Raw genomic sequence first — 20,214 nt, forward strand, 5'->3', positions numbered from 1 at the left:
CATGTACGTTGCGGACAGTCGCGCAGCCCCCGCGCCCGCCGTGACCCCCGAGCCGCCGGCCGTCGCCCCGGGCACCAGCCCCGGGCGGCGCGCCGCGCTCGCGCCCACGGTCCTCGCCCTCGGCACGGTCAGCCTCGTCACCGACATCTCCTCCGAGATGGTCACGGCCGTGCTCCCGCTCTACCTCGTCGCCGGACTCGGGCTCTCCCCGCTCGGATTCGGCCTGCTCGACGGTCTCTACAACGGGGTCGGCGCCCTCGTCCGGCTCACCGGCGGCCACCTCGGCGACCGCTTCGGCCGCCACAAGGCCCTCGCCGGACTGGGCTACGCCCTCTCCGCCCTGTGCAAGCCGCTGCTGCTGCTCGCCCACACGCTCCCCGCCATCGGCGCGGTCCTCGCCCTCGACCGCACCGGCAAGGGACTGCGCACCGCCCCGCGCGACGCGCTGATCTCCCTGGCCGTCGCCCCCGAGCAGCGCGGCCGCGCGTTCGGCGCCCACCGGGCGATGGACACCGCGGGCGCCCTGATCGGGCCGGTCCTCGCCTTCCTCATCCTGCGCGGCGCCGCCGACGGCTACGACGCCGTCTTCACCGTCAGCGCCTGCGTGGCCGCCCTCGGAGTGCTGGTGCTCGTCCTCTTCGTCCCCGGCCGCCGCGCCCGGCCGGCCCTGGACGCCGAGCCCGTGTCCCTGCGGGCCGCCCTCGGCCTGCTGCGCCGGCCCGACCTGCGCCGGGTCGGCCTCTGCGCGCTGCTCCTCGGACTGTGCACGGTCAGCGACGGCTTCCTCTTCCTGCTGCTCCAGCGCGCCACCGGGATCGCCGACCGATGGTTCGCCCTGCTGCCGCTCGGCACGGCCGCCGCCTTCTTCCTCCTCGCGCTGCCGCTCGGCCGGCTCGCCGACCGGATCGGGCGCAGCCGCGTCTTCCTCGGCGGCCACCTCGCGCTGCTCGCCGCGTACGGCCTCCTCCTCGCCGGCGGACACCATCCGGCCCTGCCTTACGCGGTGCTCCTGCTGCACGGCTGCTTCTACGCCGCCACCGACGGGGTGCTGATGGCCGCGGCCGCCGGAGCCGTGCCCGAGGAGCACCGCGGCGGCGGCCTCGCCCTCGTCCAGACCGGCCAGGCCCTCGCCCGCTTCGCCGCCTCCCTCGGCTTCGGCGCCGTCTGGACCGTGTGGGGCGCGCGCCCCGCCCTCGCCGTTGCCGCGGTCCTGCTCGCCGCGGCGGCCGCGGTGTGCGTACGGCTGAGCCCCGCCGCCGACTGATCCCCGTCCCGGCCCGACCGAAAGGCCCCCCATGACCCTGAAGCGCCGGATCCTGATCCTCACCGCCGCCGTCGTCCTGCTCGCCGCCGTGGGGGTGCTCGCCGTGCTGCGGGCCTCCTCCCGGGCCGACGAGAAGAACCGGGCCCAGGCGGGCGGACCGCAGATCACCCGCGGGGAGGTGTCCCTGAAGCCGGGCGACGGCGGCCGCCGGATCGTGTTCCGCAACATGGCCTGGGGTCCGCACCGCGACGAGCTCGCCACCGTCCCCGCCGCCGGGCCCGAGGGGGCGCGTACCGCCTCCGGGGTGAACTGCCTGCGCTTCCACGCGGCGGCGGGCGCCGGGATATGCCTCCAGGCCGACAAGGGCGGGGTCCAGGACGGGTACCGGGCCGTGGTCCTCGACGCGGGCCTGAAGGAGGTCTCCGCCCACCCGCTGGCCGGCATCCCCACCCGCGCCCGGGTTTCGCCGGGCGGGCACCTCGCCGCCTGGACGGTCTTCGTCGGCGGGGACAGTTACGCCGGTACGGACTTCTCCACGCGTACCTCGGTGCTCGACCTGCGCACCGGGAAGCTCGACGCCTCGCTGGAGGACTTCACGGTCCTGAAGGACGGCAAGCCGTACCGCAGCGCCGACGTGAATTTCTGGGGGGTCACCTTCGCCGCCGACGAGCGGACCTTCTACGCGACGCTGGCCACCGGCGGCCGCACCCACCTGGTCCGCGGGGACCTGGCCGAGCGGACCGTGACCACGCTGCGCGAGAACGTCGAGTGCCCGTCGCTGTCGCCCGACGGCACCCGGGTCGTGTTCAAGAAGCGGGTGCCCGGCCTGCCGGCCGAGGCACCGTGGCGGCTGTACGCGCTGGACCTGGCCTCCGGCGCGGAGATCCCGCTCGCCGAGGAGCGCAGCGTGGACGACCAGGTGGTGTGGACGGACGACCGGACCGTCGTCTACTCCCTGCCCGGGGACTTCGGGGCCGACCTCTACTCCGTACCGGCCGACGGGAGCGGCGCCCCCGCACGGCTCATGGCATCGGCCCTCGCCCCGGCCTTCCTCGGATGAGCGGGCCGAGGAGGCCGGGGGAGGACAGAGCGAAGGACGTGCGAAGGACCGTTACGCCGGACGGGCGGGAGGAGACGAGACGGCCTAGGCGGGGATGAGGGTCTTGCGGCGCCGCTTGCGCGGCGTGCCGGCCGACAGCCTCAGCTCGATGATCGACCGCACGGCCGGCCACTCCTCGTCGAGGATCGAGTAGAAGGCCGTACTGCGGACCGCGCCGTCGAGCCCCCGCGAATGGGCCCGGCGGACCCCCTCACAGGTGAAGCCCAGGCGCTCCATCGCGGCCCGCGAGCGCCCGTTGCGGGCGTCCGCGCGCAGCGAGATCCGCCGGACGCCCCAGGTTTCGAAGGCATGGCGGAGCATGAGCAGCTTCGCCTCGGTGTTGATGCCGGTCCCCTGGGCGCCCGGGGACAGCCAGGTATTGCCGATCTCGGCGGCATCGGGGATCGCCGTCGCCGGATCACCGAACGGGACGCCCGGCACGGCGGGCCACACCAGCGGCCCCTGCCAGTAGTCCAGCTCGAGGAACCGGGTCGAACCGACGACCCGGCCGTCGGTGGCTCTGACCACCGCGAACGGGAGCGATCGACCCGCCGCCTGATCGGCGAGGGCGCGGTCGATGTACTCGTGGGACGCCTGCACGCCGTGGGGTACGGGGGTGAAGGCGTAAGTCGTACGATCCTCGGCCCCGGCCAGGGCCAAGGCCTCGGTGTGGTGGGGGGCGAGGGGCTCGAGCCGCACGGAGCGGCCGGCGAGGAGTACGGGTACGGGCACGGAGCCTTCGGTCCTTCTGGGCGGTGGGGTGGTTGCACAGTCTGCGTCTCTGACGTCGCCCCCCGTGCAAAACACGGGTGAAAGGCAACGGGCTGTCAGGTGAACGCGAGTGGCTCAATGTAGCCCCTTAAAGTCCTCTCATGAACCCCCAATTTGGCAATGGCGTGAACCTCTTTTTCGACGACTCCGGTCCCCGCCGCGGAACGCCCGTGATCCTCGTGCACGGACATCCGTTCAACCGCACGATGTGGGCCCCGCAGACGGCCGCCCTGACGGCCGCCGGTTACCGTGTGATCACCCCTGACCTGCGGGGATACGGGGAAAGTCCGGTGGTTCCGGGCAAGGCCCTGCTGGCCGATCTCGCCGATGACATCGCCGCTCTCCTCGCCCGCCTGGACATCGAACACGTGGTCGTCGGCGGTGTGTCCATGGGCGGGCAGATCGCGATGGAGATGCGGCTGCGCCACCCGGGTGTGGTACGGGCCCTCGTCCTCTCCGACACCTCTCCGGTGCCGGAGACCGAGGAGGGGCAGAAGTTCCGCCGGGAACTCGCGGAACGGCTGCTCTCGGAGGGCATGCGGCCCTATGCCGAAGAGGTCATCGACAAGATGCTGGCGCCGTACAACGTCGTCGGCATGCCGGAGGCGGCCGCGCGGGTGATCGCCATGATGTGCGCGACCGCTCCCGAGGGCGCGGCCGCCGCGCTGCGCGGCCGGGCCGAGCGCCCCGACTACCGGCCCGTGCTGGCGGCGGCCGCCGAGCCCTGCCTGGTGGTGGTCGGCGCGGACGACGTCTACACCCCGGTCGCGGAGGCCGAGGCCCTGCACGCCCTGATGCCGCACTCCGTGCTCGCCGTGATCGAGGGAGCCGGCCACCTGCCGGGCGTCGAGCAGCCGGAGGCCTTCAACCGGGTGCTGCTGGAGTTCCTCGCCGGCCTCTGACCGCTCTCCGGGCCTCCCGGGCCGTGGCCGGTCGGGCGGGCCCGCGGTGCGGCGGGCGGAGTCGGGTGCGTTCGGGCGGCGGCCCCGTCCGGGCCGACGTACGGTCGTCGTGGATGCATGCACCTGACAAGGGAGACGTGATGCTGCGAGGCCTCGCCACGATCAGCTTCTGGGCGGCAGACCTGGCCGCCGCCAAGCGCTGGTACACCGAGCTGTTCGGCTTCGCGCCGTATTTCGAGCGTCCGGGGTACATCGAGTTCCGCATCGGCGACCAGCAGCACGAGCTCGGCATCATCGACGCCGCCTACGCCCCGCCCCGGGCCGCCACCGCAGCCCCGTCGGGGGCGGTGGCGTACTGGCACGTGGACGACGTGGCGGCCGTCCGGCAGCGGCTGCTGGACCTGGGGGCCGAGGAGTACCAGCCGGTGACCTCCTGGGGCGATGCGGGATTCGTGACCGCCTCGGTGACCGACCCCTTCGGCAACGTGCTGGGGATCATGCAGAACCCGCACTACCTGGAGATCCTCGAAGGAGCGACCCCGGACCCCGCCTGAACCGGGACGCCCGTCCGCCCCGGGTGCCCCGGGGCGGACGGGCGCGCCGCCGGTGGATACCGTGCCTGACGTGGACGACGTACTGCGGCGACTCGCCTCCGTGGGGCCCTTCTTCACCGTGCCGTACGGGAAGGAGCCGCCCGGGCCCGGATTCCGGCCGCTCAGCGTGCTGTACGGGGAGCAACTCGGGCCGTACGTCGCGGAGGTGGGGCGGCGCGTCGGCAGCGGCCCCGGCCGGGTGGCCGCCTCGACCGCGCAGCTCGGGATCGCCTCGCGGCTCTGGTCGCTCGGGCTGGGCTGCGCCGCCCTCGCCGGGCGGGTGCCGGACCTGTCCCCCGACCGGGTGTGGTGGCGGCTGCCCGGCGCGGGATCGCTGGAACTGTGGCTCCCCGAGCCGGCGGACCTGCCGGCCGAGGCGCTCGGGGAGACGGTCCTGGGGAACCTGGCCGTGCTCGACGCGGGCCTGCGGGAGCGGTTCGGGGTCTCGTCCAAGGTCCTGCGGGGCAACGCCGCCTCGGGCCTGGTCGGGGCCCTGCGCGTGCTGATCGACCGGGTGCCGGCCGGCCCTGCCGTGGAGGCGGCGGCCGCCCTGCTGGCCGACGGCGGAGCCCTGGCGGGCACCGGCACCTTCCTCCACGAGGAGGGGCTCGGGGTGGCCTTCGTACGGCGCAGCTGCTGCCTGTACTACCGGGTGCCCGGGGGCGGCTTCTGCGGGGACTGCGTGCTGCGCACCCGCTAGCCAGGGGGTGTCGTGCGGATCAGGCCGGACGCACGGCGGCCACCGGGGCGCAGTCGCCTGCTCCCCGATGGCCGCCCGGGGCCGGTCCCGTCCTAGAAGGTGAGGTTCCAGGAGTCGATCTTGCCGGTGTCGCCGCCGGCGTTGTCGTTGACCCGGAGCTTCCAGGTGCCGTTGGCGACCTCGGAGGAGGCGTTCACGGTGTAGACGGTGTTGATGTTGTCGGCGCTGCCGCCGGCCCGGTTGTGCACGGTGTAGACGGAGCCGTCGGGGGCGACCAGGTCGACCTTCAGGTCACCGATGTAGGTGTGCACGATGTTCACGCCCACCTTGAGGGTGGCCGGAGCGTTGCCGGTGACACCGCTGACGGTGATCGGGCTCTCCACGGTGGTGTTGTCGCCGATGGCGAAGTCCCCGAGGTTCTCGAAGTACTTGCCGGGAGGCGGCGTGGCGCCGACGGCCTTGAGGGCGTCGACCTGGCCCTCGCCGAAGAAGGCGTTGTTGGCCGTGGTGCCGGTGCAGCGGCTGTCCGACGGGCAGGCGATGTCGTTGGCCTGGGTGGCCAGCTTGTCGCGGATCTGCGCCGGCGTGATGCCCGGGTTGGCACTGGCGATGAGCGCCGCCACGCCCGCGACGTGCGGGGTGGCCATCGAGGTGCCGCTCTTGGTGCTGTAACCGCCGCCGGGCGCGGTGGAGTAGACGTTGCTGCCCGGGGCCGCGACGTCGATGACGCCCTGGCCGAAGTTGGAGAACGAGGCCTTGGTGACGCCGGTGCCGTTCGCCGCGACCGTGACCACGCCGGGGAGCTCGGTCGGGATGTCCATGCACGCGTTGGTGATCGTGCGGGTGACCGGGGTCGAGTCGTTCGGGCTCGCCGTGTCGGTCGTCTTGTGCGCGAGGTCGTAGTTCTCGTTGCCCGCCGCGGCGACCTGGAGCGAGCCCTTGCCCTCCGCGTACTCCTGGGCGCGCTTGACGCCCTCGATGATCGCGGCCTGGTCGGCGTTGTCCGGGCAGTTGAACTGCCACGGGTCCGTGTAGTAGCTGTTGTTGGTGACCTTGAAGCCGTGGTCACCGGCCCACACGAAACCGCAGACGGTGTTCTCCGCGAAGAAGAGCGTCGAGTTCGGCTCGGCGATCCGTACCGAGGAGATCTTCACGCCCGGGGCCACACCGATGACGCCCTTGCCGTTCTTGGCGGCCGCGACCGTACCGGCCACGTGCGTGCCATGGGTGTCCACGTCCCGCCAGGCGCCCGTACGGGTGTCGGGCTTGCCGTAGGCGCAGGAGACCGAGTCGGCCGCGTTGAAGTTCGGCGCCAGGTCCTGGTGCTGGTCGTCCACACCGGTGTCCAGGATGCCGACCTTGACGGTCGGGGAACCGGTGGTGACGGCCCAGGCCTGATCGGCCTTGATCTGGCTCATGTCGGCGCGGACCGGCTCGCCGGCCGGGGTGGTCGCCTGCGCCGGGTTGGCGGGCAGCGCCGGGTTGTAGGCGTCCGCCGGTACGTCCGAGGTACGGGTGGCGCCGACCTGCTGGACCCCGCTGACCCCGCGCATCGTCGCGGCGAAGCCGGCCGAGGAGGAGTGGGCGACGATCACGCCGATCGCGTCGAAGTTCGAGAAGACCGTGCCGCCGTTGGCGACGACGGCGTTGCGCACCGCCGTGCTGTCACCGGGGGCCGTGATGACGAGGTAGGAGCGGGTGCCGGCAACCCAGGTCGCACTCTGGGAAGTCGGGGCCGCGGCCTTGGGCGCCGCCGTGGCGGGCGCGGAGGCGGGGGAACCGGAAGGAGAGACCGGGGCGGTGCCGGCGAGCGCGGCGGGCGCTCCGAAAGCCAGGGCGGCGCCGAGCGTGGCGGCCAGCACCAGGGTGCGTCGAGGTCGGCTGGATATGTGGGGTATCAATGCGTCCTCCGATGGACCGGTGGTGCGGGTGGCACCTACCGGGCCGTACGAAACGAGTGGTGGACGCAAGATGTCAGACGCGTGCCCCGATATGGAAGTACCTTTTACAGCACGCCCATTCTCCCGGGCGTGGCCGAAAACCGCCCCTCTCGGGACGAGTCGGGACCGGCCGGGCTGGGCACCGTGGGGGCGAACCCTGCCCGGCCGGCCCGTACGGGCGTCCCGGTTACACCGGTACGCCGTCCTTGTCGCCGGCCGACTGGACCGGTACGGCGGCCTCCGGCGCGCCGTGCCCGTCGTCGATCAGCGTGGTCTCGTCGAACGGCAGTCGCCCGGCCAGGACTTCACCGGCCCGCTCGCGGTCGAACTCCTTGGTCCACGTCCCGATGAGCACCGTGGCGACGGCGTTGCCCGCGAAGTTCGTCAGTGCCCGCGCCTCGCTCATGAACCGGTCGATGCCCACGATCAGACCGACTCCGTCCACCAGTTCCGGCCGGTGCGACTGGAGTCCGCCGGCGAGCGTGGCGAGCCCCGCGCCGGTCACCCCGGCGGCGCCCTTCGAGGCGATGATCATGAACAGCAGCAGCGAGATCTGCTCGCCGAGCGCCAGCGGCTTGCCCATCGCCTCGGCGACGAAGAGCGAGGACATCGTCAGGTAGATCGCGGTCCCGTCCAGGTTGAAGGAGTACCCGGTCGGCACGGTGATCCCGGTGACCGGCCGCGACACCCCCAGGTGCTCCATCTTCGCGATCAGCCGCGGCAGCGCCGACTCCGAGGAGGAGGTGGACAGGATCAGCAGGAACTCCCGCCCCAGGTAACGCAGCAGGGCGAAGACGCTGACCCCGGTACACACCCGCAGGAGCGTGCCCAGGACCACGAACACGAAGAGCAGGCAGGTCGTGTAGAAGCCGATCATGATGACGGCGAGGGACTTCAGCGCGTCGATGCCGGTCGCCCCGACCACCGCCGCGATCGCCCCGAAGGCGCCGACGGGCGCCGCCCACATGATCATCGCCAGCACTCGGAAGACCAGCTTCTGCACGTGCCCGATCCCGCGCAGCAGCGGTTCGCCCGCCGCGCCCATGGCCTGGAGGGCGAACCCGCTGAGCAGCGCCACCAGCAGGGTCTGGAGCACCTGGCCCCCGGTGAAGGCGGACACGAACGTGGTCGGGATGATGCCGAGCAGGAACTCCGGGGTGCTCTGCGCCCCGCCCGCCTTGGCCTGTGCCTCGCCCGCGTGCCGCGCGGCCTCCGTCAGGTGCAGACCGCTGCCCGGGTCCAGCAGGTTCCCCACCAGCAAGCCGATGGCCAGGGCCACCGTGGACATCACCATGAAGTAGCCGAGGGCGAGTCCGCCCACCGCCCCCACCTTGGCGGCCTTGCGGACCGAGCCGATGCCCAGCACGATCGTGCAGAAGATCACCGGCGAGATCATCATCTTGATGAGGTTGACGAAGCCGGTGCCCAGCGGCTTGAGCTCCACGGCCACGCCCGGTGCGGCGAAGCCGACGGCGATGCCGAGGAGCACCGCGGCGATCACCGCGATGTAGAGATAGTGCGTTCTGTCGCGCCTGGCGGCCACGATGCCTCCTGTGGTGAATACGTCCCGGGAGGACCATCACCCGGCGCTGTGACCCCGGTCACCCTTGCGTTCATTGAGTTCACGGCCGGGTGCACACTGAGCGCCATGTTCCGTTTGCCCCGGCCGCCGCGCAGCCTCGCCGGCCAGCTCTTCGCCATGCAGGTGCTGCTCGTCGCCGTGGTCGTCGCGGGATGTGCCGTCTTCGCGTACGCCACCGCGCGCGGCCAGGCCGAGGAGGCCGCCCGGCGCCAGGCCGGGGCGGTGGCCCGAGCCGTCGCCGACTCCCCGTCGGTCCGCGAGGCCGTACGGGACGGCGGGCGCGGGAGCGACCCCACGGTCCGGCTCCAGCCGTACGCGGAGCGGGTGCGCGTCGACTCGGGGGTGGACTTCGTGACGATCATGGACCCGGCCGGGCGGCGCTGGACGCACCCGGACCCGCGCCGGATCGGCGAGCCCTTCATGGGCAACACCGCCCCCGCCCTGCGCGGCGAGACCTTCAGCGAGACCTACACCGGCACCCTCGGCCCCTCGATCCGCGTCGTCACCCCGCTGACCGACGGCGGCCGGGTCGTCGGCATGGTCAGCGCGGGCATCACCGTCCGCGCGGTCAGCGCGCGCCTCGCCGAACAGCTCTCCGCCCTCGCCTGGGTCGCGGCCGGGGCCCTGGCCCTCGGCGGCGCGGGCACGTACATCGTCAACGCCCGGCTGCGCCGCCACACCCACGGCATGAACGCGGCCGAGCTCAGCCGGATGTACGACTACCACCAGGCGGCCCTGCACGGGGTGCGCGAAGGGCTCCTGATGCTCGACGGACAGCGCAGGATCACCCTGATCAACGACGCCGGGCGCGAGCTGCTGGGCCTGCGCGACGGGATGACGGGCACCGGGGTGGCGGACCTGGGGCTGCCCGCGCCGCTCACCGGCGCCCTGCTCGCCGACCGGCCCCGGGTGGACGAGGTGCACCTGACCGCGGACCGGGTGCTCGTCGTCAACAGCTCGCCCGTCGCGGGCGGCGGGCGACGGGGCACCGTGGTCACCCTGCGCGACCACACCGAACTGCAGGCGCTCACCGGGGAGCTGGACCACGAACGGGGCTTCACCCAGGCGCTGCGCTCCCAGGCGCACGAGGCGGCGAACCGGCTGCACACGGTGGTCTCGCTCATCGAACTCGGCCGCGCCGACGAGGCCGTGGAATTCGCCACGGCCGAACTGGAACTGGCGCAGGCCCTCACCGACGAGGTGGTCACGGCCGTCGGGGAGCCGGTGCTGGTGGCCCTGCTGCTCGGCAAGGCCGCCCAGGCGCACGAGCGGGGCGTGGAGCTCGTCGTCACCCCCGACAGCCGCCGTCTCTCCGACGGCGGAGGGCTGCGGTTGCCTCCGGCGCGGGACCTGGTCACGGTGCTGGGCAACCTCATCGACAACGCGGTGGACGCGGTCGCGGCCGTCCAGGGGGCGCGGATCGCGGTCACCCTGAGGCCGGACGGGGACGAACTGCTCCTGCGCGTCGCCGACAACGGCCCCGGACTCCCGGAGGGCGTGGACGTCTTCCGGAGGGGCTGGTCCGGCAAGGGCGAGGGCCGCGGCCTCGGCCTCGCCCTGATCCGCCAGGTGGCACAACGCCACGGCGGCAGCGTGAGCGCAGGCCAAGGCCGGGCCGGAGGAGCTGAGTTCACGGTCCGCTTGCCGCTTTCCCTGCCGGAGGCGGGGCAGGCCGCGCCGCACCCTGACCCGAGCCCCACGGCGCCCGGGGGCGAGGGCTCGGCCGGGGCCGCGGACCGTACCCCGGCCCGCCTCGATGCCACCCCGTTGCCCACCGTCGGAGGTCAGGCGTGAGCGCCGCGGAGGTGCGGGTGCTGATCGTCGAGGACGATCCCGTCGCCGCCGACGCGCACGCGCTCTACGTCGACCGGGTGCCCGGGTTCACCGCCGTCGGGACCGTGCACTCCCTCGCCGAGGCCACCCGGGCCCTGGAGCGGACCCGTGTGGACCTGCTGCTGCTCGACCTGACCCTGCCCGACGGGCACGGCCTGCGCTTCGCGCGCGGGCTGCGGGCCGCCGGACACCCCGTCGACGTCATCGTGGTGACCTCGGCGCGGGACCTCGCCGTGGTCCGCGAGAGCGTCTCGCTGGGCGTGGTCCAGTACGTGCTGAAGCCGTTCGCCTTCCCGACGCTTCGCGAACGGCTCCTGCGGTATGCCGAGTTCCGGGCGACGGCGGGCGAGGCGGCCGGCCAGGACGACGTGGACCGCGCCATGGCAGCCCTGCGCGCACCGCGGCCGGCCGCCCTCCCCAAGGGGTTGAGCGCACCGACCCTGGACCGGGTCGCCGCCCTGCTGCGGGCGGCGCCCGAGGGGCTGACCGCGGCGGGGGCGGCCGGGGCGGCCGGGATCTCCCGGATCACCGCCCGCCGCTACCTGGAGCACCTGGTGGACACCGGCCGCGCGGACCGCACCCCCCGGTACGGCCAGGTCGGCCGCCCCGAACTGCACTACCGCTGGCTGGCGGCGGGAACGGCCCCGGCCGGCTCGGTGTCGAAGGTGTAGAACTTCCGGTGGTCCAGCATGTCGGCCGGGGTCACGTCGTTCCACGGCCGCATCGTGTCGCGCAGGTCCACGACGTTCGGCGTGCCGGCGGCCGGCAGGTAGGTGGACTGCGGGTGGCGGGCCTGCCACTCGGCCCACAGCTTGTCCACGAAGGCGTGGTGCATCCAGAACACCGGGTCGTTGGGGGAGACCCCGGTGGCCATCTGGCCGCCGACCCACACGTGCACCCGGTTGTGGAGGTTGGCTCCGCGCCAGCCCTCCAGGTTGTTGCGGAAACCGTTCGAGGAGCTGTTCCAGGGGGCCATGTCGTACACCGGCATGGCGAGCACGGCGTCCACCTCGGCCTTGGTCGGCAGCTCTGCGACGCCCGTGCCGAGCGCCCGGCGCAGGTAGGCGCGCCCGTCCACGCGTACGTTTATGTTCCACTTGCCCGCCGCGTACGAGAACGGCCCGTCGAGCACCTGCCCGTCGCGGGCCCGTCCGGTTCCGCCGAGGAAGTCGGCGGCCCACAGGGAGGAGCGGGGGGTGCGGTCGGCCGTCCAGTCCCAGTACGGGAGCGAGACCGCGGGATCCACTTTCTGCAGCGCCGCCTCGAACTCCAGCAGGAAGCGCCGGTGCCAGGGCAGGAAGGAGGGGGAGCGGTGACCGACCCGGTCGCCGGAGTCGGTGTCGCTCATGATGAACCCGTTGTGGGTGGTCACGAAGCGGTCGTAGCTGCCGTTGCGCTTGAGCTCCAGCAGGGCCGCGGTGAAGGCCCGCTTCTCCTCGGGCGTGAGCGCGGCCTGGTTCTTGCGGACGGTCATGCCGCGCCTCCCATCGGTGCGAACGGCGCGAGGGTGGCGCCCTGGAGCTCGCGCACGGCGGCGCGGGCGAGCGAGGTGGGGTCGGGGTACGTCTCGTAGTGGTTGACGACGCTGATCCAGCTGCCGTCGGCGTTGCGCATCACGTGGAGCTCGCGGCCGTCTATTCGCACGGTGGGCAGGCCGGGGGAGTGGTGGCCGCCGTGGTGGCCGCCCGCGCCCGGGGTGATCTGGATGCGGCGGCCCTGGTAGACCTCGTCGACGGTGCCGGCGGCGGTGGGTGTGGTCGCGGCGGAGGCCGGGGTGGCGTTCGCGCTCGTGGCGGCAGCGGCGGTGAGGCCCAGGACGGTGAGAGCACCGGCAGTGGTACCCAAAGCCTGCCGGCGGGTGATCTTGTTCATGGCCCGAGAGGTATCAGGGCGGGAGGGAGGCCTGGCCGGTATCCGGACATGTGCGGATAAGTTGCCCGTAGAACCAATTGGATGATCTTCCCGTCCGGACCGGCTCCAGTGGCCCGAACGGGAAGATCTGCGGACGTGAGCCTACTCGACAGTAATTTCTTCGGAGGAGCCGGGTCGCTATGGAGGGGGTCACATCCCGGAGTCGGCCGGAAGTTTCCGGAGTGAATCGGACGTCTTGTCACCTATAGTCCCGATATGCCTCTTCATGAGACGAAGGACGTATCCGGCCCGGACGCCACGTCGGACGTGTTCGCGTCCGCCCTCAGCGGCCAGATCCTCCCCAAACACCGGATGCCGGAAGACCACTCGCCGACCGAGGTCGTCTACGAACTCCTCCGCAACGAGCTCCTGTTGGACGGCAACGCCGCGCAGAACCTCGCCACCTTCTGCACCACCTGGTCGGACGACGGCGTCCACCGCCTGATGAACGACTGCCTCGACAAGAACATGATCGACAAGGACGAGTACCCGCAGACCGCCGAGATCGAGGCCCGCTGCGTCAACATCCTGGCCGACCTGTGGAACGCCCCCGCCGGCACGGCCGCCACCGGCTGCTCGACCACCGGCTCCAGCGAGGCCGCGATGCTCGGCGGACTCGCCCTCAAATGGCGCTGGCGCGCCCGCCGTCAGGCCGCGGGCCTCCCCGCCGACCGGCCCAACCTGGTGTGCGGCCCCGTCCAGATCTGCTGGGAGAAGTTCGCCCGCTACTTCGACGTCGAACTGCGCCAGATCCCCCTGGAGCCCGGCGCCACCGGCCTGCTGCCCCACCAGCTCGCCGCGTACGTCGACGAGAACACCATCGGCGTCGTCGCCATCCTCGGCGTCACCTACACCTGCGACTACGAGCCCGTCGCCGACATCGCCGCCGCACTCGACCGGATCCAGGCCGAGCGGGGCTGGGACGTCCCCGTCCACGTCGACGCGGCCAGCGGCGGTTTCGTCGCGCCCTTCCTCCACCCCGGAGTGGTGTGGGACTTCCGGCTGCCGCGCGTGGCCTCCGTCAACACCTCGGGCCACAAGTACGGGCTCGCGCCCCTGGGCGTCGGCTGGATCGTCTGGCGCACCGCCGACCTGCTGCCCGCGGAACTCGTCTTCGACGTGGACTACCTGGGCGGTGACATGCCGACCTTCGCCCTGAACTTCTCCCGCCCCGGCGGCGAAGTCATCGCCCAGTACTACCTGTTCCTCCGGCTGGGCCGGGGCGGCTACCGCCGCGTCCAGCAGGCCTGCGCCGACACCGCCCAGTACCTGGCCGGCGAGATCGCCACCATGGGCCCCTTCACCCTCCTCTACGACGGCCGGGGCGCCCTGCCCGCCGTGTCGTACACCCTCACCGACCCCGCCGCGGCGGGCTTCAGCCTCTACGACCTCTCCGACCGGCTGCGCATGCGCGGCTGGCAGGTGCCCTCGTACCCGCTGCCGGCCGACCGGGACGACACCGTCATCCAGCGCGTCCTCGTCCGGCACGGCGTGACCCGCGACCAGATCGCCCTGCTCGTCACGGACCTGCGCCGCGCCGTCGAGCACCTCACGGCCGCGCCCCCGCCGGCACGGAGCGCCACCCCACAGCCCGGCTTCCACCACTAGGGGAGGTCTCGGGCCCGACCCGTAGAACAGGCCCTAGCCGCGGGGCGCCGACCAGCGCATTCCCAGGGCCGTCAGGGCCGCGACCCGTTCCGGGGTGAGGGAGGCCGCCCGGGAGCGCTGGTTGGCGATCCAGGCGCCCAGGCGCAGCTCCCGGTCGCCGACCGGCTCGACATGGGTCCGGGGCACCCTGAGGTGCTGCTCGCGGGCGTGGAACCGCCGCGCCGCCTCCAGGTGCTCCGCCCACGCGGCGGCGTGGCTCCGGCGCGGCGGCGGGCGTTCCGCCTCCGGCGCCGGGGTCACGCCGAGGGTGTGCTCCAGCAGCCAGCGCTGTGCCCAGGACAGCCGCTCCCAGGTCAGCCGCTGCGCGCGGACCCACCTGCCGAGGTCCTCGCCCTGGACCACCACCTCGCCGGGGCCCGACGGCAGCCGGCCGCCGCCGTCCAGGTGGACCCGCGTCAGGTGGAAGGCCCGCTGCCAGGAGATCTCCCACGCGGGACACCAGGACGCGTCGATGGCCTCCAGGGCCTCCCGGCGCTCCACCGACAGTCCCCCCGGCCCCTCGCGGCGGGCCGCGGCCCGCTGGTTCTTCACCCACACCCCGACCGGCGCGCCGTGCCAGGTGGCATCCGCCGGCGGCAGCAGATGGCCGTGTTCGGCCGCCCACGCGCGGGCCGCCGCCAGGCCCTCCTCGAAGGCCACGTCGAAGTGGCTCCACACCATGCCGAGTTCGTCGAGCTGGGCCACCCGCTCCCGGCCGAGCGCGCCGCGGCGGTACGTGCGCCGCGCATCCGCGATCCACTGCCCGAGCGGGAACCCCGCCAGTCCCGGCGGCCACTCCCCGCCGGCCGCCGGCACCCTGAAGCCGAACGGCACCTTGAGGTCCCCGGCGCCGGCGGCGTAGATCCGGGCGGCCTCGATCCCGCGCCGCCAGTTCTCACGCTCCGGATGCAGGACGCGCAACCGGACGAAGGCGGCCAGCAGCGCCGGATCCCGCGGAGTGGAGAAACTCAGCAGCGCCTGCGCGCCGGCCCGCACACCGGAGGCCGCCGGCGCCTTCTCCGGGGCCGTCCGACTCGGTGCCTGCGGCTGGGCCAGGGACTCGACCAGCCGGGAGTCGTGCGCCCGCAACGCCTCCAGCAGCCGGGCGAGGTCCCCGTACGCCCGCGAGGTCAGCATCGACTCGGGCGTCTCGCCGGGCCCCAGCAGCACCGGCACCACCAGCGAGGCGACCTTCCCCTCCCCGGGCCGGATCCGCAGCGCCCGCCCGACGGCCTGGACCAGGTCGGGCATGGAACCCCGTACGTCGGCCCAGTAGACGGAGTCGCACTCCTTGGTGTCCACGCCCTCGCCCAGCACCCGGACGCTGCCGAGGAAGGCCTTCTCGGCGATCCGGTCGTCCGCGAACGCGCCCAGCACCCGCCGCCGGTGGGCCGCCGGGTGCTGCCCGGACAGCCAGTCCGCCCAGACGGTGCGCGGATACTCCGGGAAGCGGCTGCGGCTGGTGAGCCGCAGCCGCTTCGCCACCGCCGGCAACCCGGCCGCGAAGGCCTCCGCCTCCTTCGTCAGGTGGTGGAAGACGAGCGTGCGCCGGAACCCCTCGTGCGCGGCCGCCTTCACCAGCGCCGTCTGCAGGGCCGCCAGCCGCGCCCCGCGCACCGCGTCGGAGCGCCCGTCCGCGCCCAGCAGCACGGCCGCCCGGAAGTCCGGATCGGTGACGTCCACGCACACCACCCGGTACGGGGCGCAGATCCCGCGGTCGATCGCCTCCGACAGGGGCAGCGTGTAGCAGCGGGCCCCGAAGGTCCCCTGCGGATCGTCCTCCATGGAGGCCACCAGCTCGCCCCGCCCGCGCGCCGCTTCCTCGCGGCCTTCGCCGCGCTCCTCCTCGCCGTCCTGCCAGACCCGGGGCGTGGCCGTCATGTAGAGCCGCCGCAGGGACGGGATCCGCGTGTTGTCGTGCACGACCGCCCAGGGCTTGCCGATCCTCCCGGAGGTGCGGTGCGCCTCGTCGACCACGATCAGGTCCCAGCCGGGGAGCCCGGCCAGATGCGCGCGCTCCAGGGTGCCCAGGCCGAGCGAGGCGTACGTGGCGAACACCGTCACCCGGTCCACCGACGGCCCGGCCCAGCGGGCCAGTTCGGCCGGATCGGTGGTCGTGGGCACGCCCGCGTCCGCTCCGCGCAGCGAGCAGACGCCGAGGGACCGGCCGGTGCGCCCGCCCTCCCGCCAGGCCGTCACCGTCTGCACCAGCAGGTCCAGCGAGGGCACCAGCACCAGCACCCGGCCGGCCCGCAGCTCCTCGGCGGCGTGCACGGCCACGAGGGACTTCCCGGAACCCGTGGCCATGATCACCTGCGTGCGCAGCCCGGCCTCGGGCACCCGGCCGTCGGGGGGCAGGTCCAGCGCCCGCACCACGGCGTCGACCGCCTCGCGCTGATGCGGCCGGAGTTCCTTCCTCCCCTTACGCATGCTCGCTACCCCCGGTGATCAGCCCTTTCGCCTCCGGCTCCCATCCTGCCTCGCTTCCGGCGCAAAAGTGGCCCGGACCGCCGTGCGCCTCCGGCCGCCTCCGAGAAACCTTCCGCCCGGCCTCGAGCCGAAGCCCCCGCCACACGACCTGCCTCCCCGGGGTCGTGTGCGGGGCGGGCGCTCAGCCCGCGACGAGCGCGTCCCACTGGTCGCGGGTCGGGCCGTCGTACCGAGGTGAGAAGTCCGGGTGGGCGGCCAGCCACGCGGTGACGTGCCGGTCCACTTCGTCGGTGCCGTAGGCGTCGTCGGCCGGCCGCACGAGATGGCGTACCTGGGCCCGGGCCCTCATGACGACGGGGTCGTCGAAGGCACAGGCGGCCAGGGCGGCGGCCCGCCGATCCGGGGGCGGTGAACTCTCGGCGAGGCGTTGTTCGTTGGCGCGGTCGGCCGTCACCTGCGCGTCGAACCAGGGGCGGATGGCCCGGGTCGTCCAGTCGTGGTAGCCGACGGGGTCCTCGGCGATCCGGTCGGCGTGGGTGGCGAGGTGCTGGGCGGCGCGCAGGCCGAGGGCCACGCCATGGCCCAAGGTGGGGTTGGTGTGGACGAGGCTGTCCCCGGCATTGACCAGACCGGTGACGACGGGTCCCTCATCGTCGGCGAAAGCGGTCCAGCGGTTGTCCAGGCCGGCCATCGCCAGGACGGCCGACCGCGGTTCGGGGGCCAGGCCCAGCCAGGCGGCGGTGGCGGGGAAGCGGCGGGCGGCGGCCTCGAACACGGCGGGGTCGGTGAGCGCGCCGCGGGTCGGATCATCCGTGGAGAGCACCAGGTGCACCGCGAAGACGTCGTTGTCCGAAGGGAAGACCCCGGCGAGCGCGTACGGCGCGGCCGAGCCGGTCTTCACCCGCCCGGGGTCGCGCGGGCCGCCGGCCCGCAGGCGGTACCAGCGGCACAGATAGGCGATCCCGGTGCGGTGGCTCTCGACGACCGGCGGACGGCAGCCGGCCGCGGCGAGCCAGGCGGGAACCGGCGAACGACGCCCCGCCGCATCGACGACGAGGTCCGCCGGGTGCGATTGCGTGCCCACCCGCACACCGGTCACCCGGGCGGGGCGGCCCGCCTCGAAGACGAGGGCGCTCACCCGGCAGCCCCGCCGCACCTCAACGCCAGGTTCCCGCCGCACGGCCGCGGTCAAGGCGGCCTCCAGCACGATGCGGCGGGTGCGCAGGGTCACCAGCTCCTCATCGCCGGCCCGGTAGGGCGGATGCTCACCGAACCAGTCGAAGTCGTGGTATTCCCGGGCTCCGCGCGCCAGCAGGTCCGCGTACACATCGGGGGTCTCGGCGCGCAACACGGTGCGCACGGGCGCGAGGAACGAGTGGGGCTGGACGGCCTGCGGTGTCCGGGGCCTGTCCCAGTGGAAGAAGTCCCGGTCCAGGTCCTCTCCGGCCTGCCGTGTGTCCCGCTCGAACAATGTGACCCTGTGGCCCCGCCGGCCGAGCATGAGGGCCGTCCCCAGCCCGCTGATACCCCCACCGATCACCGCAACCCGCGCCATGTCTCCCCTTCGCGTCGTGTTGCGGTACGAGCCTACCGGTCGGTGATCTTGGCCATGGCGACCGGGCGACGCCGGTCGCGGCAAGCCCGAGACAAGAACCCTGCATGTGATGCAGGTCACATGCGGACGGTGTCACGTTCCGGGGAGGTGGCCTGTCCCATGGGCATGACCGACACCAAGAACGTGCTGCTGGCAGGGGCGAGCGGAGTCCTGGGACGCCACATCGCCGCAGCGCTCACCCGCACCGGATACTCCGTGATCGGCCTCGGGCGCGGCGCCGGAGCCGACGTGAGGGCCGACCTGATGGACCGCGACCAGCTGCTCCGCGCGGTCGACGGACTAGAGGTCGACACGGTCGTGCACGCGGCCACCGCCCTGCGCGAGGCGCCCATGAGGCACAAGGACATGTTCGCCACCGACGACCTGCGCACCATCGGGACCCGGCACCTGATGGAAGCCGCCCGCGCCGTCGGCGCACGGCGCGTCATCGCCGAGTCGATGGTCTTTGGCTACGGCTACGGGGACTTCGGCGACCACGTCATCACCGAGGACACCGACCCGTTCGGGCCGGCCGGGGGACCCGCCGTGGAGCGCCACCTCGAAGGCATGCGGGTCAAGGAGCGGCTGGTGCTGGGCGCCGGCGGCATCGAGGGCGTCGCGCTGCGCTTCGGCCTCTTCTACGGCGCCGGAGGCACCGAGGCACTCGTGGAGATGCTGCGGAAGAGGAAGCTTCCGGCGGTCGCCGACCGCGGACGGGTCCTGCCCTGGGTGGACCTGGCCGACGCGGGCCGGGCCGTCGCGCTCGCGGTGGAGGGCGGCCGGCCCGGGAAGGCGTACAACATCGTCGACGACAGCCCGATGGGCTTCGGCGCACATGTGCGGGCGGTGGCCGAGGTGTTCGGTGCCCCGAAGCCGGTGAGCGCACCCGCCTGGATGATGCGCCCCTTCTCCTACGCCCACACGATGGCGACGACGAGCATGCGCGTGTCCAACGCCAAGGCGAAGGCGGAACTGGGCTGGACCCCGACCCATGCGAGCTGCCTCGACGGACTGCGCGCCCTGGCCGCACGCCGAGCCCGTCCTTGATCATCCAGCCGGCGGATGCGACGGTGAGCCTCATGACCGACACCGATGCCTTCGAGGAACACCGGCGGCTCCTCTTCGGTACCGCCTACCGGATGCTGGGCAGCGTCGCCGACGCCGAGGACGTCGTCCAGGACGCCTGGCTCTCCTGGAACCGGACGGACCGGGCGGCCGTCGAGCATCCCAAGGCGTACCTGGTGCGCACCGTCACCAATCTGAGCCTGAACCGGCTCACATCGGCCCAGGCCGTTCGCGAGGCGTACGTCGGACCGTGGCTCCCCGAGCCCCTCCTCACCTCGCCCGACATCGCGGAGGAGGCCGAACGGGCCGATACCGTCTCGATGGCGGTCCTGGTGGTGCTGGAGACCCTGACCCCGACCGAACGAGCGGTGTTCATGCTCCGCGAGGTCTTCGGCTACTCCTACGCGGAGATCGCCGAGACCCTCGGCAGGTCCGAGGCGAGCGTCCGGCAGTGCGCGCACCGCGCCCGCGAGCACGTGCGGGCCCGCCGCCCGCGCTTCACCGCCGGGCCCGCCGAACAGCGCGAGATCGCCGAGAAGTTCCGCGAGGCCTGCGCGGGCGGGGACCTGGCCGCCGTGCTCGCCCTCCTCGCCCCCGACGTCGTCTCCTGGTCGGACGGCGGCGGGGTCGTCACCGCCGCCCGCCGTCCGCTGTACGGGCCCGACCACGTGGCCCGCTGGTTCCTCGGGGTGCTCGCCAAGCCCCGGGTGCGGGGCGTCGAGATGCGCCCCGCCGACATCAACGGCGAGCCGGGCCTGCTCCTGGTGTCCGGCGGGGTGAACGCGGGCGCCCTCACCTTCGAGGCGGTCGACGGACGGATCACCGCGCTGCGGCTCACCGTCAACCCGCAGAAGCTGCGCGGCATCCAAGGCGTCCAGTGAGT

The 20,214-nt window shown here is 73.3% G+C and carries 17 protein-coding genes; 10 read left to right on the plus strand and 7 right to left on the minus strand.

Features of this window, described 5'->3' with window-relative positions; translation table 11 throughout:
- The first annotated feature begins 1 nt into the window (after position 1).
- Positions 2-1,264: an MFS transporter gene (locus ACIP5M_RS05705; protein ID WP_401192329.1), complete on the plus strand. Its 1,263-nt coding sequence runs from the start codon at positions 2-4 to the stop codon at positions 1,262-1,264.
- Between the two features lie 31 nt (positions 1,265-1,295).
- Entirely contained in the window at positions 1,296-2,324 is a 1,029-nt protein-coding gene (locus ACIP5M_RS05710) for a TolB family protein (protein WP_401192332.1), read from the plus strand.
- An 84-nt stretch (positions 2,325-2,408) separates the two neighbouring features.
- On the opposite strand, the gene ACIP5M_RS05715 is transcribed toward ACIP5M_RS05710, so the two are convergent.
- On the minus strand, positions 2,409-3,095 hold the full coding sequence (locus ACIP5M_RS05715) for a GNAT family N-acetyltransferase (protein ID WP_401192334.1): 687 nt from the start codon (positions 3,093-3,095) through the stop codon (positions 2,409-2,411).
- Between the two features lie 140 nt (positions 3,096-3,235).
- On the opposite strand from ACIP5M_RS05715, the gene ACIP5M_RS05720 reads away from it, so the two are divergent.
- The 3 genes from ACIP5M_RS05720 to ACIP5M_RS05730 all read left to right on the plus strand — a co-directional run bounded on the left by ACIP5M_RS05720 (position 3,236) and on the right by ACIP5M_RS05730 (position 5,329).
- On the plus strand, positions 3,236-4,036 hold the full coding sequence (locus ACIP5M_RS05720) for an alpha/beta fold hydrolase (RefSeq protein ID WP_401192336.1): 801 nt from the start codon (positions 3,236-3,238) through the stop codon (positions 4,034-4,036).
- 113 nt (positions 4,037-4,149) lie between these two features.
- Entirely contained in the window at positions 4,150-4,590 is a 441-nt protein-coding gene (locus ACIP5M_RS05725) for a VOC family protein (RefSeq protein ID WP_401192339.1), read from the plus strand.
- A 70-nt stretch (positions 4,591-4,660) separates the two neighbouring features.
- A complete protein-coding gene (locus ACIP5M_RS05730; protein WP_401192341.1) occupies positions 4,661-5,329 on the plus strand; it encodes a (2Fe-2S)-binding protein in 669 nt (222 codons plus the stop codon).
- A 92-nt stretch (positions 5,330-5,421) separates the two neighbouring features.
- On the opposite strand, the gene ACIP5M_RS05735 is transcribed toward ACIP5M_RS05730, so the two are convergent.
- Both ACIP5M_RS05735 and ACIP5M_RS05740 read right to left on the minus strand, forming a co-directional pair.
- On the minus strand, positions 5,422-7,191 hold the full coding sequence (locus ACIP5M_RS05735) for a S8 family peptidase (RefSeq protein WP_401193517.1): 1,770 nt from the start codon (positions 7,189-7,191) through the stop codon (positions 5,422-5,424).
- Between the two features lie 265 nt (positions 7,192-7,456).
- The gene (locus ACIP5M_RS05740) at positions 7,457-8,815 is read right to left on the minus strand and encodes a cation:dicarboxylate symporter family transporter (RefSeq protein WP_401193520.1); all 1,359 of its coding nucleotides are present in this window, start codon (positions 8,813-8,815) and stop codon (positions 7,457-7,459) included.
- Positions 8,816-8,917: 102 nt separating this feature from the next.
- Between ACIP5M_RS05740 and ACIP5M_RS05745 the strand changes: the two genes are divergently transcribed.
- The gene (locus ACIP5M_RS05745; protein ID WP_401192343.1) at positions 8,918-10,645 is read left to right on the plus strand and encodes an ATP-binding protein; all 1,728 of its coding nucleotides are present in this window, start codon (positions 8,918-8,920) and stop codon (positions 10,643-10,645) included.
- Positions 10,642-11,355, plus strand: a complete 714-nt coding sequence (locus ACIP5M_RS05750) for a response regulator (RefSeq protein WP_401192346.1) — start codon at positions 10,642-10,644, stop codon at positions 11,353-11,355. Before ACIP5M_RS05745 ends, ACIP5M_RS05750 begins: the two co-directional genes overlap by 4 nt.
- On the opposite strand, the gene ACIP5M_RS05755 is transcribed toward ACIP5M_RS05750, so the two are convergent.
- On the minus strand, positions 11,301-12,158 hold the full coding sequence (locus tag ACIP5M_RS05755) for a tyrosinase family protein (protein WP_401192349.1): 858 nt from the start codon (positions 12,156-12,158) through the stop codon (positions 11,301-11,303). The genes ACIP5M_RS05750 and ACIP5M_RS05755 overlap by 55 nt on opposite strands.
- Positions 12,155-12,556 (minus strand): tyrosinase cofactor, encoded by a 402-nt coding sequence (locus ACIP5M_RS05760; protein ID WP_401192352.1) that lies wholly within the window; start codon positions 12,554-12,556, stop codon positions 12,155-12,157. The genes ACIP5M_RS05755 and ACIP5M_RS05760 overlap by 4 nt, the downstream gene beginning before the upstream one ends.
- 255 nt (positions 12,557-12,811) lie before the next feature.
- Between ACIP5M_RS05760 and ACIP5M_RS05765 the strand changes: the two genes are divergently transcribed.
- The gene (locus tag ACIP5M_RS05765) at positions 12,812-14,203 is read left to right on the plus strand and encodes a glutamate decarboxylase (RefSeq protein ID WP_401192355.1); all 1,392 of its coding nucleotides are present in this window, start codon (positions 12,812-12,814) and stop codon (positions 14,201-14,203) included.
- 33 nt (positions 14,204-14,236) lie between these two features.
- On the opposite strand, the gene ACIP5M_RS05770 is transcribed toward ACIP5M_RS05765, so the two are convergent.
- Positions 14,237-16,672 (minus strand): Helicase associated domain protein, encoded by a 2,436-nt coding sequence (locus ACIP5M_RS05770; protein ID WP_401192358.1) that lies wholly within the window; start codon positions 16,670-16,672, stop codon positions 14,237-14,239.
- A 181-nt stretch (positions 16,673-16,853) separates the two neighbouring features.
- On the minus strand, positions 16,854-18,227 hold the full coding sequence (locus ACIP5M_RS05775) for an FAD-dependent oxidoreductase (RefSeq protein ID WP_401192360.1): 1,374 nt from the start codon (positions 18,225-18,227) through the stop codon (positions 16,854-16,856).
- Positions 18,228-18,386: 159 nt separating this feature from the next.
- Here ACIP5M_RS05775 and ACIP5M_RS05780 point away from each other — a divergent pair, with 159 nt between their 5' ends.
- Together ACIP5M_RS05780 and ACIP5M_RS05785 are read left to right on the plus strand one after the other, a co-directional pair.
- A complete protein-coding gene (locus tag ACIP5M_RS05780; protein WP_401192363.1) occupies positions 18,387-19,313 on the plus strand; it encodes an NAD-dependent epimerase/dehydratase family protein in 927 nt (308 codons plus the stop codon).
- A 32-nt stretch (positions 19,314-19,345) separates the two neighbouring features.
- Positions 19,346-20,212 carry an RNA polymerase sigma-70 factor gene (locus ACIP5M_RS05785; RefSeq protein ID WP_401192366.1) on the plus strand — a complete coding sequence of 289 codons (867 nt, stop codon included), beginning with the start codon at positions 19,346-19,348 and terminating at the stop codon, positions 20,210-20,212.
- The last annotated feature ends 2 nt before the right edge of the window (positions 20,213-20,214 follow it).

Source organism: Streptomyces sp. NPDC088762 (genome assembly GCF_044750905.1).
Taxonomy (GTDB): domain Bacteria; phylum Actinomycetota; class Actinomycetes; order Streptomycetales; family Streptomycetaceae; genus Streptomyces.